We start from the raw sequence: 12,890 nt of genomic DNA on the forward strand, positions 1-12,890 counted from the left end.
TCGCGCGGTCACGAAACATCGTGTCGCGCAGGAGCGGAAATTTGTGCAGGCTGTCGGCATAGATGTAACGCAGCATATCGGGGTATCCCTCTCACGTTCTGTGCTGAGGGAAAGCTACCTTACTCTGGTTACCAGCCTGCTAACCGACCGTGCGATACGCCGGTTAACGCCTTGGAAAGATGTTTTTATAACAATACGTTAATTTCTGGGAAGCTATCGGATCCGTTCTCAGAGTCTATGGCTAGGGCACACAATTTCGCGACACGACCCTCCCCATATCTGGTGAATTCTGAAAAGACTGTACTTCTTTTAGTATGTCTTGGTTCTTCAATTGTCACAGAAAACTCTGTACCTCATGAAGAAGCTAGGTCAAGGCCACGAACTCGACGCTTCCGCGCTTCTGTTAGAGGTCTGCGAGGAGGTATTGGCCAATGTCGACATGATCGGCGACGATCGACTGCGGCTTGCCTGTCTTGGCTTGATTGGTGCCTTACAGAAGGACTCAGAACAACCCGGTCATGATACTTGACCTGGTCGTGTCGCGAGTGTTGTGGAAATTCCCGAGCGGCGTCTCCGGTATGTCGCGGATCAGGCGGCTGCGTCAAGGACGGCAGGTTCGAGCGGTTGGTGATGCGCGTGTACATTATGTGGCGACGCTACCAGGTGAAACACCATCGCTTCAATGCGCCATTCGCCGGCCGCGTGTGATGACAGAGGCCGCAGAATTCACTAACCTGCAGGCATCTAACCCATTGAAATCACGAAAATCGCCAGATGCAATCGCCGAAAATCAGGGCCCGAACTGTCGAGCTTGGGGGTCGCGGCTGGGTGAAAGATCAGTGGCAGTCACCGAGCTATGCCGAGAAATGGGTGATGGAGCCTGAGAAGGCGGCGTATCGTGGCGGGTGCTGAAGCCTGCCAGAACCTCCCGAAGGAGCGATACGCCATGAACGACGATACCACGATCAGCCCGCTTCACCAGCCCGAATCCGTCGAGGATCCGCTGGCGTTGTTGCACAAAGAAGCTCCGGGATTCACTTCGTGAATCCAATGTAGTAGCGGGCTTGCATGAGCAGACCGCCGAAGCCGACCTACAAGACCACCAACTGGCCCGCATATAACCAGGCGCTGAAGCAGCGTGGATCGCTGACGGTCTGGTTCGACCCCTCGATGCAATGGGACGCGTTGCCGTCCGGGGCGTCGCGGCCGGCAACGGGCCTATAGCGACGCAGCGATCCAGGCTTGCCTGACCCTCAAGGTCCTGCTCGGGCTACCGCTCCGCCAGGCCACCGGCTTCATGGCGAGCCTGCTGGAACTGTCCGGGCTGGGGTGGTCCGTGCCGGACTTCAGCACGCTGTCACGCCGCCAGAAGACATTGGACGTGACCATTCCGTTTCGCGGTTCGAAAGGTGCCTTGCACCTGCTCATCGACAGCACCGGCATCAAGGTGGAAGGCGAAGGCGAGTGGCACACGCGCAAGCATGGCGGGTCGAAACGGCGCGTGTGGCGCAAGATACACCTCGGGATCGACGAGCAAACATTGGAGATCCGGGCTGTCGAGGTCACGTCCAGCAATGTCGGCGATGCGCCGATGCTGCCGGACCTGCTCGCCCAGATCCCGACGGACGAGGAGATCGCCACCGTCACGGCCGACGGCGCCTACGACACGCGCGCCTGCCATGATGCCATCGCGGCCCGCGGAGCAGCAGCGATCATTCCGCCCCGCCGAAATGCCCGGCCCTGGAAGCCGGACACGACAGGAGCTCGCGCACGCAACGAGATTCTGCGGGCATCGAAGCACCTGGGCCGAGCGCTCTGGCGGAACTGGAGCGGGTATCACCGCCGCAGCAGGGTGGAAACGAAAGTGAACTGCGTGAAGTTGCTCGGCCAGCGGCTGATGTCGCGGGATTTCGACCGCCAGGTGGCCGAGGTCCAGATCCGCGTGGCGGTCCTGAACCGCTTCACTGCCCTCGGCATCCCGACGACCGTGGCAATAGGATAAGTGTGTCCGGGGAAAGCGGAACTGCGGTCATCAGTTGATTTGTGCAACAGCGCCGCTCCAGGTCGCTCCAAATAAACTCCAGTTTTGAGGTTGGCGGTTACGCGACATTAACCAAAAGACTGTATCCTTTCATCCGCCGCCGACTAGGTGCACAGACCCTACGCAAATGACTTCTCTCTGAAGTCCTTTGAGATGAAGCGAAGCGACCTACTATGCTACCAGCGCTACACATGTCCCTTCTTCCTGCGAATAGCAGGAGCTTTTCGAGTCAAATTATCTGAATTGATGGATATTTTTTCTTCTGGAGCAAACCTGAGCCTGGCCCGCGCCCGAAGCCGCGGCCTTTTCCTTGCGGTGCTGGTGTTCAGCGTGTTCACCAACCTGCTGATGCTGACCGGCCCGCTTTTCATGCTGCAAGTCTACGATCGGGTTCTGGGATCGCGGTCCGAGGAGACGCTGGTCGCGCTCTTCATCCTGGTCGCGGCGCTCTACTTCTTTTACTGGCTGCTCGATTTCGCGCGCGGCCGGGTGATGGCGCGGATCGGTGCGCGGCTTCAGGCGGTATTCGGGCGGCGCGTGTTCGCGGCGGTGATCGAGCGGGCGGCGATCCGCGGCGGGCAGGGGCCAGGCGCGACAGCCCTTTACGACCTCGACGCGGTGCGTAACATCTTCGGCTCGCCCGTGCTTATGGCGCTGTTCGACCTGCCTTGGACGCCGATCTTCCTGGCCGCGATCTTCATCTTTCATCCGTTGCTCGGCTGGCTCGCCATTGCCGGTGGGGGGTTACTGATCGCCGTGACGCTGATCAACCGCCTGGTCACCCGCAAGGCGCTTGAGAAGTCGCAGGGCATATCCCACCAGGCACAGCGGATCGCCCGCCAGTCGGAAGAGGGCGGCGCGCTGGTCTGGTCGCAGGGAATGGCGCCGGTGATGGCGGAACGCTGGGCGCGGCTGCAGGACGAGGCCGGTACCAAGGGGCTGGGTGCCAACGACCTCACCGGCACGTTCTCGTCCTTTTCGCGCGCTTTCCGCTTCTTCCTGCAGTCGGCAATGCTGGCGCTTGGCGCGTGGCTCGTGCTGGAGCAGCAGTTGACGCCGGGTGCGATGATCGCGGCCTCGATCCTCCTGGGGCGCGCGCTGGCGCCAGTCGACCAGGTGCTCGGCCAGTGGCCGGCGATCCAGCGGGCGCGCAGCGGCTGGACCAGCCTCGCGGACTTCCTGAAGGGCATTCCCGCGCGCCGCGCCCCGACCGAGCTGCCCGCGCCGGAGGCGCGCCTGTCGCTGAGCAATGTGGCGCTGAGAAGCTCCGCCAGCACGCCGCCGATCCTCTACGGCATCAGTTTCGAACTCGAGCCGGGCGAGGCGCTTGGCGTGATCGGCAAGAGCGGGGCGGGCAAGACCAGTCTTGCGCGCGTTATACAGGGGCTGGTAACGCCCACCGCGGGCGAGGTCCGGCTCGCGGGCGCCACGCTCGACCAGTACGGGCCCGAGCGGCTGGGCCGTCATATTGGCTGCCTGCCGCAGGACGTGCGCTTTTTCGATGGCACGGTCGCCGAGAACATCGCCCACATGGCGCTGGAGCCCGATGCCGGGCGCGTTGTTGAAGCCGCCAAGCTGGCCCGAGTGCACGAGATCGTGCTGCGCCTTCCCAATGGGTACGATACGCCCCTTGTGGAGGGCAGTGTGCTGTTGTCGGGCGGCCAACGCCAGCGCCTGGCCCTTGCGCGTGCGCTCTATCACGACCCCGTGCTTCTGGTGCTGGACGAGCCGAACTCGGCCCTCGACGCCGAAGGCTCCGAGGCCCTCAATGCCGTGGTCAGCGACATGAAGAAGGCCGGGAAATCGGTGCTCATCATGACCCATCGGCCCTCGGCCATCGCGGTCTGCGACCGGCTGCTCGTGATCGATGGCGGCATGCAGAAGGCCCTTGGCCCGCGCGACGAGATCGTGCGCTCGCTGATGAAGAACGCCGGCAACGTGCAGCGCGCGATGGACGGCGCTCGGGGGCTGGGGCCGCGGCTCCGGCCGCAGCGCGACAGGAGGTTGGCGAATGAGCCGTCCGACGCTTCCTTCAGCGCGCCTGCCGCTCGTTGTCGGCGCGGTCGCGATCCTGCTGCTGGTCGGCGGGCTCGGCGTCTGGAGCATCGCGACCAACATCGCCGGCGCCGTCGTCGCAACCGGGACTGTCAAGGTCGAGAGCGAGCGTCAGGTGGTCCAGCATCCCGACGGCGGCGTGGTGGGCGAGATCCTGGCCAAGGATGGCGACGAGGTGAAGGCGGGCGACGTGCTGCTGCGCCTCGACGGTACCTTTCTGCGCTCGGAATTGGCCATCGTCGAGAGACAGCTTTTCGAGATTGAGGTGCGCAAGGCGCGGCTGATGGCCGAGCGCGACGGGGTCGAGACGCTGGATATCGGCGAGGTGTCGGGCTTCGACAATCTCGACCCGGACTGGATACGCGGCCAGATCGAGGGGCAGAAAAGCCTGTTCGTGGCGCGCCGCGCCGCGCTTGCCCAGGAACTGGAGCAAATCGACGAGCAGAAGACCCAGATCGAGAACCAGATCGAGGGGTCCAAGGCCCAGATCGCGGCGCTGGAAAGACAGCTCGGCCTTGTGGAACGCGAACTGACCGACAAGGAGACGCTCTTCGCCCAGAACCTCGTACCCGTGGGCCAGGTTCTGGCGCTGCAGCGCGACGAGGCGGGGCTCGAGGGCGATATCGGGCGGCTGACCTCGCAGGTGGCCGAGAGCCGGGCGCGCATTTCGGAACTGTCCGTGCAGGCGCTGCGCCTGGCGGAAAGCCGGCGCGAAGAGGCGATCACCCAGTTGCGCGACCTGCAATACAGCGAGATCGAATTGGAGGAGCGCCGCCTCAGCCTGATCGAGCAGCTGTCGCGGCTGGACGTGCGCAGCCCTACCGATGGCGTGGTGTTCGGCTCGTCGATTTTCGCGGTGCGCGCGGTGGTCCAACCGGCCGAGCCGATGATGTACGTGGTCCCCGGCGGGCAGGCGCTGCTGGTCTCGGCGCGCATTGAGACGACCGATATCGACCAGGTCTTCCCGGGGCAGCCGGTCTTCCTGCGGCTGACAACGTTCGACGCGCGCACGACCCCGGAAGTGCCGGGCGAGGTGCTGCGCATCTCGGCCGACGCGCTCACCGACGAGGCGACCAAGCAGACCTATTACGAGGCCGTGATCCTGCCCGACACCTCGGTGCTGGAGGACATGCCCGGAGTTGAACTGTTGCCCGGCATGCCGGCGGAGGCGTTCCTGCGCACCCGCGACCGCACCCCGCTCTCTTACCTCCTTCGCCCCATCGCGGTATATTTCGAACGCGCCTTCCGCGAGGAGTAGTTCACAATAGCGTATCCGCGCGAGACCCAGGAGATGGTGTTCGACGCGCATGACAGGGCCTTCGCGTTCTTCGGCGGCGCCTGTGCTCGCGGAATCTATGATGTCAATCGGCATCCATGTTTGGATGCCCCCTTCGACGCAAGGATTTTCTGACCTTCTGAGCATGTGATCGGGTGGCCGCTCCCCCACAAGACACGTCGCTAACGACGTCGTTATGCACGTGTCTTAGCTCGCGACCCCGCCGTCAGGCAGGCGGCTTCAATCGGGCGGATACCGACAACCGCAGCTTACGGCAGATCTGCTTGATCGACTTGCCGTCGACGAAATGCGCACGCCTGATCTTCGCGATCGTCTCCACAACCAACATCCCCTGACTGCTCCCTCATGCCTTTGAGAAAGCTTCTGATCAGAAGTATCAGGGGGGTCACTTTGGGACGCCGATCACCCCAAGATGGGGGTCAATTTTGATGGGGTGGATGCCCCCGCCCGACGGCATCGCGATTTGCCAGGATGGTGATGCTGAAGTCACCATAGAAAGAGGAGGCATCCATGAATGAGGTTAGCATCGTCGGCGTCGACCTGGCAAAGCAGGTCTTTCAGGTTCACGGCGCTGCGGCGGACGGGCGGGTGCTGTTCCGCAAGAAATTGTCACGCCCGCAGTTCGCGAAGTTCATGGCGGCCCTGCCTCGGTGCGTCGTGGCGATGGAGGCCTGCGGCACCGCGCATTACTGGGGCCGGGAGTTGGCCGGGCACGGGCATGACGTCCGGCTCATCCCGCCGGTCTATGTGAAGCCGTTCGTGAAGCGGCAGAAGAACGATGCGGCCGATGCGGAAGCCGTCGCCGAGGCGGCCCTGCGCCCGACGATGCGCAGCGTGGCTGTGAAGACGGCCGGACAACAGGCGCGGGCGATGCTTTTCCGGACCCGCGATCTGCTCGTCGGACAGCGCACCCAGTTGATCAATGCACTCCGCGGCCATCTTGCCGAGCATGGCATCGTTCTGGCCAGGGGCATCGGCAATATCGACCGTCTCGCCACGCGCCTCGAAGAAGAAGGCCTTCCCGATCTGGTCCGGGACCTGGGGCGGCTCTACCTCCACCGGATCGCCGGTCTCAGCGACGAAATCGACAAGCTGGACGGGCGCATCGCGGCCGCCGCGAAGGAAAGCGATGTCGCGCGCAGACTTCAGACGATGCCGGGGATCGGTCCGGTCTGTGCCATGGCGATCGCCACCTTCGCGCCCGACATGCGGGAATTCCGCCGGGCGCGCGATTTCTCGGCCTGGCTCGGGCTCGTTCCCCGGCAACATTCCAGCGGCGGCAAGCAGAAGCTCGGCCGCACCTCCAAGATGGGCCAACGCGACATCCGGCGCCTGCTGATCGTGGGGGCGATGTCCGTCGTGCATTGGCGAGGGCGCGATGGCGGCAGGCCCGGGTCGTGGCTCTCCCGCATGCTGGCCCGGAAACCGCGCATGCTGGTCGCGATCGCCCTGGCCAACAAGATGGCCCGGATGGTCTGGGCCATGCTCTCGCGCAACGAGGACTACCGGGGTCCGGTCGGCGATGTGAGGAGGACGACGACCAGCATGGGCAAATGATCGACAAGATCCGGAACGGGAAACCCAGTGGCGTCCAACGAGCCCGAACTCGCAATTTTGATCTGGACCCCGGTCCGCGCATCACCATACCGGCCCGCGGCATGTCACGGCCGCACCTCAGAGGCCTGAAACATGACCGCATCCGATCACATGCTCAGAAGGTCAGAAAGTCCTTGCATCGAAGGGGGCATCCAAACATGCATGCCGCTCCACACGCTGTTCCGATGGGGAGAAACCCTCCCTTACGGTTCTTCGTGCCGCGGCCGAAGTTCAGATCCTATGCCGAACTGAACGCCTGGCTCGAGGACCGATGCATCGCCTACGCCAAAGCGTACCAGTTCTGAAGGAAGTAGACCCTCAGCATCGTCTCCAGCGGCATCGGCGGGCTCCCGCCCTTCGGCTCCGCCTTCGGATAGTGCGGCGCGATCAACGCCAGGACTCGGTCCCACGGAGCCACCGCATCCATCTCCGCTAAGAACTGCCCGCGCCGCGTCACCTTCTTCTTCATCGCATCACGCAGACCGGGAATGGCGGGCTGTTTCGGCATCAGGAGGCTCCTCGTTACATTGCCGGAGTCTACCAGATCAGGCGGCCACAGCGAGATTCTTCAGACGTTCCTCGACTTGCGCTTGGTGATCATCGCCTTCTCCTCTCGCCGGACGGTCGCGAATATTGGCCGATCGAGGCCGGCAAGAAGCGAGATCACGGGAAGGGGCGTAAAATCAGGCAGAATCGAGGAAATTCCGCGGGTCCTCAGGAGGTTGCGGCACTGCCTGATTTTTATCGTGTATAAGCGGGTAAAATTTTTTAGAGAAATTTTCTGATTCATGGCGCATGCGCTACGAATGGCGCTAAAGTTTGGCGTTTCGAAAAGATATTAAAATTCCCTCTGGAGCGGCATCATAATCATGTGATATTTGGATTTGGGTAGTTATATCAATATGTTAAAATATATAAATTGCTTTATGGATTTGTGCTGAGGTGAAAATATGTGAAATTTTATATTTTGCTTTGTGGCAAAAGATATGACGGCAAGAGCTGATTAATCTCTCGGGGTGAAAAGAGCGGAAGATTTGCCGCGCAAGGTCACCCACTGAGAGAGAGAGAACGATGCTTCCGCTCAAGCCAAAGACGGGCCTCCCCATATCCGAATATGACTCTTTGACAAGTGGAGAAACCACACTCCAGTCGAGCGAGGTATCTTATTTAGGCTCTCTTGATTTCGGGGCACTGGATATCGCGGGATTCCAGCCCGGCTCCCAGGACATGGGCGCCCACGCGGCCTCGGCCGATGGCCTGACGCTGACGCAGTCGAGCCAGAGCTGGGAACAGATCACCGGCGCGTTCACCGTCACCGAGGACACCCGCCTGTCCTTCGACTTCGCCGCCTCCAAGGCCGGCGAAATCCACGCCATCATGTTCGCCAACGGCGAAACCCTGTCGGAAGCGACCACGATCCAGCTGCTCGGCTCCCAGGCCTTCGGCATGCAGGACTACGCCGATTACGAGGCCGGGTCGGGGCTGCGCCATTACGACATCGCCCTGGGCGACCACTTCACCGGCAGCTTCGACCGCATCGTCTTCCTCACCGACGACGATGCCGGCCTGGGCGCCGACAGCACCTGGGCAAACGTCACCCTGCAGACCGGGACGGACGGCGCCGAGGCGGGCTCGGCCCTCGATTTCGGGGCACTGGATATCGCGGGATTCCAGCCCGGCTCCCAGGACATGGGCGCCCACGCGGCCTCGGCCGATGGCCTGACGCTGACGCAGTCGAGCCAGAGCTGGGAACAGATCACCGGCGCGTTCACCGTCACCGAGGACACCCGCCTGTCCTTCGACTTCGCCGCCTCCAAGGCCGGCGAAATCCACGCCATCATGTTCGCCAACGGCGAAACCCTGTCGGAAGCGACCACGATCCAGCTGCTCGGCTCCCAGGCCTTCGGCATGCAGGACTACGCCGATTACGAGGCCGGGTCGGGGCTGCGCCATTACGACATCGCCCTGGGCGACCACTTCACCGGCAGCTTCGACCGCATCGTCTTCCTCACCGACGACGATGCCGGCCTGGGCGCCGACAGCACCTGGGCAAACGTCACCCTGCAGACCGGGACGGACGGCGCCGAGGCGGGCTCGGCCCTCGATTTCGGGGCACTGGATATCGCGGGATTCCAGCCCGGCTCCCAGGACATGGGCGCCCACGCGGCCTCGGCCGATGGCCTGACGCTGACGCAGTCGAGCCAGAGCTGGGAACAGATCACCGGCGCGTTCACCGTCACCGAGGACACCCGCCTGTCCTTCGACTTCGCCGCCTCCAAGGCCGGCGAAATCCACGCCATCATGTTCGCCAACGGCGAAACCCTGTCGGAAGCGACCACGATCCAGCTGCTCGGCTCCCAGGCCTTCGGCATGCAGGACTACGCCGATTACGAGGCCGGGTCGGGGCTGCGCCATTACGACATCGCCCTGGGCGACCACTTCACCGGCAGCTTCGACCGCATCGTCTTCCTCACCGACGACGATGCCGGCCTGGGCGCCGACAGCACCTGGGCAAACGTCACCCTGCAGACCGGGACGGACGGCGCCGAGGCGGGCTCGGCCCTCGATTTCGGGGCACTGGATATCGCGGGATTCCAGCCCGGCTCCCAGGACATGGGCGCCCACGCGGCCTCGGCCGATGGCCTGACGCTGACGCAGTCGAGCCAGAGCTGGGAACAGATCACCGGCGCGTTCACCGTCACCGAGGACACCCGCCTGTCCTTCGACTTCGCCGCCTCCAAGGCCGGCGAAATCCACGCCATCATGTTCGCCAACGGCGAAACCCTGTCGGAAGCGACCACGATCCAGCTGCTCGGCTCCCAGGCCTTCGGCATGCAGGACTACGCCGATTACGAGGCCGGGTCGGGGCTGCGCCATTACGACATCGCCCTGGGCGACCACTTCACCGGCAGCTTCGACCGCATCGTCTTCCTCACCGACGACGATGCCGGCCTGGGCGCCGACAGCACCTGGGCAAACGTCACCCTGCAGACCGGGACGGACGGCGGCACACCCCAGCAGCCGGGCGGCCAGGAGCCCGACCCGGACCCGGTCGAACCGCCCGAGGACCCGGCTTCCCCGGTCGAGGACCCCGTCCAGCCCGGGACGCCCTCGGGCGACGGTGCCGGGACGGACGGCGGCATCCAGATCGACGGCACCGCGGTGGAGGTGATTTCCGGGCGGGTGACGACGCTGCGGCCCGAGGGCGACGCCATCGCCGGGATCCGCATCCTGGACGGTCCGGCGCATGGCAACCTGACCGTCAATCCCGACAACAGCCTGGCACTGGTGCTGACCGAGACCGACTATACCGGCCGGCTCGACATCCGCTACGAGGTGACCCACGCCGACCGGTCGACCGAGGTCGTGGAAACCCGGCTGGAGGCGGTCGCCGGCCCGGTCGAGGGCGGCTGGGGGCTCGGCGATCACTACATGCTGGCGACCGACGCGAACGACGAGGTGATCGTCGAATGGGGCGACAACCACCGCGACGTCTACGTCTCGGGCAGCGACGCCGCGCTGAGCCTGGAGGAGATCGCCGAGATCGAGGGGCTGAAGCCCGGCCAGATCAATGGCCGCTGGCTGGCGGACCACCCCGAATACGGGTCGTCCGAGGACACCGCCCTCGATTCCGGGGCGGGCTACATGCTGTGGCGGACCTTGGTGAGCGACTCCTACGAGGCGCCGGCCTCGCACTGGCTGCGCCTGGAGGCGGGCTACGAATACGACATGCGCATCCCCCTGATCGGAATGCGCGGCGAATCCGAGCTGCACCCGTTCCACATCACCTCCTATGGCGCGGGCGAGAAACCGGTCCTCTCGAACATGCTGCAGACCTTCGGCGAGGGCTCCCGCAACCTGGTCATCAGCGACGTGGAACTGGGCGACGGCCTGCGCTTCATCGCCAGCGGCGAGAACTACATTCTCGAGAACATCACCTCGCGCGGCGACATCATGACGATCCAGAAAGTCGGCGATTTCACGCTGCGCAATTCCGAGGTGTTCGACGTGGCACTCGAAACCTCGCTGACGGAGGGCCGCTGGGAGCCGGCGCCGAACCGGATCTCGGGGATCTACACCAGCGCCGTCGACGGGCTGCTGATGGAGAACACCTTCTTCGACCACAACGGCTGGGCCGACGGCTACGACCCGGATCTTTCGCTGGACGGCAACCAGCCGCCCAGCATCTACAACCACAACGTCTACATCGCCGTCGACAACCTGGACCTGACCTTCCGCGACAACATCTCGATGCGCGCCGCCTCCTTCGGGGCGCAGATCCGCTCGGGCGGGTATGTCGAGGACAATGTTTTTCTCCACAACAACGGCGCGGTCTATGTGGCCGGCGGCCCCACCAAGGGATCGAGTTCCGTCTACGCGGGCAACTACTCGCTCTATGCCGACAACGTGATCACCTCGGGCCAGAACCTGATCTACGGCGACATCAACGGCCAGGTCACCGGCGGCATGGGCGACTACGCGCCGCTGACCTCCCACGTGGACAACATCGTCGCCCATCTCGCCAATCCCGACGACCCCGAGGAACTGGCCAGCAAGACCATAACCCAGCCCGCCATCTACGGCGCTACCAAGGCCTATTACAACGACACGATCGTCTATAACTGGGCCGGGGCCGGCAAGGACAAGCACTTCCAGGACGTCAACACCGAGGGGCTGGACCGGGACGTGCTCGATGCCACCACGATCCAGAATTTCGCCGCCACGCTTCTGGGCAAGGCCGACGCTACGATCGCCGACCTGGCCGCGCACCTGCGCGCCTCGGCGATCGAGGACGCGTTCGCGGGCAAGACCGACGCCGTGCTGATCACCGAGTTCTTCCAGGCCGGCTTCGGGCTCACCCCCGAAGGCCGGCTCGCGGCGGAAGACCTGCGCTTCGTGCCCAGCGATCTTTCCGGCGGGGTCCGCTGGGACAACCGGCTGAACTGGTCGACCGAGGATCTGCCCGGCACCGTCGCCGGCGACAGCGTCGACCTGGCCGGCAACTGGGTGCGCTATGCCGGCACGACCGCGATCGAGGATCTCGATTTCGGCGCGGGGGGCCGGCTGACCGTGACCCAGGGCAAGCTGGAGATCGCCGGCGACGTCGAGACCGAGGCCGCGGGCGGCACGCTCGCGATCGCCGAGGCCGGCCAGGTCTGGATGAACGGCTATGGCGACAGCGACCGGCTGGAGATCGCGGTGGAGGGCGGCCGCTTCGCCAATACCGGGGCCGTGGACGGGCGGATCGACCTGTCGATCTCCGGCGGCCAGGCGCTGCTGGCCACCGAGGGCGCCCGGCTCGACCTCTCCGGCGACAGCGCGATCGAGATCCGGGGCGACGCGGCGCAGGTCGGGTTCGAGGGCACCGCCGGCGGCCCCGGCGTGCTGCGGCTCGAGGCGGGCAGCACGCTGCGCTTCGAAGCCGCCGATGGCGGAATCGGCAGCATCGGCGAATTCCGTTCCGGCGCCCAGGGCGAGGCGCCGGTCGACGTCGCCTCGGGCGTGAATTTCGGCGAGGCGCAGCTTCAGATCGACCTCTCGGGGCTCGACGCCGGGGCCGGCCGCCACGCGCTGATCTCGGTCGACGAGATGGTCGGCGCCTTCGACAGCATCGATGTCACCGGCCTGTCGGATGCGCGCGACGCCAAGATCGTCGTCGACTACACCAACGACGTGTTGATGCTCGAGGTCTCGGACGAGGGCGCGGGCGCGGGCCGGCTGGACCTCTCGGTGCGCGGCGATGCCGAGGACGCCCGGGCCGATGCCCGTCTCTGGGAGGCGCTGACCGCGGACTTCGCCCCGCTCGGCGACGACCAGATGCCCGACGAGGTGGCGCTCAACGACGTGCTGCTGATGGAGTTCTGAGCACCGGCCGGGCGGGGAGCCCCCTGCCCGGCCGCG

Annotated in this window: 5 protein-coding genes and 3 pseudogenes; 6 read left to right on the forward strand and 2 right to left on the reverse strand. The window is 64.6% G+C overall.

Annotated features, from left to right (window positions below):
• Positions 1 to 355: 355 nt before the first annotated feature.
• The 4 genes and pseudogenes from BUR28_RS20260 to BUR28_RS18445 all read left to right on the forward strand — a co-directional run bounded on the left by BUR28_RS20260 (position 356) and on the right by BUR28_RS18445 (position 5,354).
• Positions 356 to 529: a hypothetical protein gene (locus BUR28_RS20260; RefSeq protein ID WP_175566989.1), complete on the forward strand. Its 174-nt coding sequence runs from the start codon at positions 356 to 358 to the stop codon at positions 527 to 529.
• A 539-nt stretch (positions 530 to 1,068) separates the two neighbouring features.
• Positions 1,069 to 2,002: pseudogene (locus BUR28_RS18435) on the forward strand (IS5 family transposase).
• A 285-nt stretch (positions 2,003 to 2,287) separates the two neighbouring features.
• A pseudogene (locus BUR28_RS18440) lies at positions 2,288 to 3,946 on the forward strand (type I secretion system permease/ATPase); the annotation flags it as partial.
• A gap of 106 nt (positions 3,947 to 4,052) precedes the next feature.
• Positions 4,053 to 5,354, forward strand: coding sequence for an HlyD family type I secretion periplasmic adaptor subunit (locus BUR28_RS18445; protein WP_074221733.1), 1,302 nt, complete (start codon positions 4,053 to 4,055; stop codon positions 5,352 to 5,354).
• Between the two features lie 244 nt (positions 5,355 to 5,598).
• Here BUR28_RS18445 and BUR28_RS20725 read toward each other — a convergent pair whose 3' ends face one another.
• Entirely contained in the window at positions 5,599 to 5,721 is a 123-nt protein-coding gene (locus BUR28_RS20725; protein WP_074221734.1) for an integrase, read from the reverse strand.
• A 182-nt stretch (positions 5,722 to 5,903) separates the two neighbouring features.
• Between BUR28_RS20725 and BUR28_RS18455 the strand changes: the two genes are divergently transcribed.
• Positions 5,904 to 6,950, forward strand: coding sequence for an IS110 family RNA-guided transposase (locus tag BUR28_RS18455; protein ID WP_074221735.1), 1,047 nt, complete (start codon positions 5,904 to 5,906; stop codon positions 6,948 to 6,950).
• A gap of 322 nt (positions 6,951 to 7,272) precedes the next feature.
• Here BUR28_RS18455 and BUR28_RS18460 read toward each other — a convergent pair.
• Positions 7,273 to 7,497: pseudogene (locus BUR28_RS18460) on the reverse strand (IS5/IS1182 family transposase); the annotation flags it as partial.
• A 719-nt stretch (positions 7,498 to 8,216) separates the two neighbouring features.
• Between BUR28_RS18460 and BUR28_RS18465 the strand changes: the two are divergent.
• On the forward strand, positions 8,217 to 12,854 hold the full coding sequence (locus BUR28_RS18465) for a hypothetical protein (RefSeq protein ID WP_074221736.1): 4,638 nt from the start codon (positions 8,217 to 8,219) through the stop codon (positions 12,852 to 12,854).
• Positions 12,855 to 12,890: the final 36 nt, after the last annotated feature.

This window comes from Rhodovulum sp. ES.010, from assembly GCF_900142935.1.
Taxonomy (GTDB): domain Bacteria; phylum Pseudomonadota; class Alphaproteobacteria; order Rhodobacterales; family Rhodobacteraceae; genus Rhodovulum.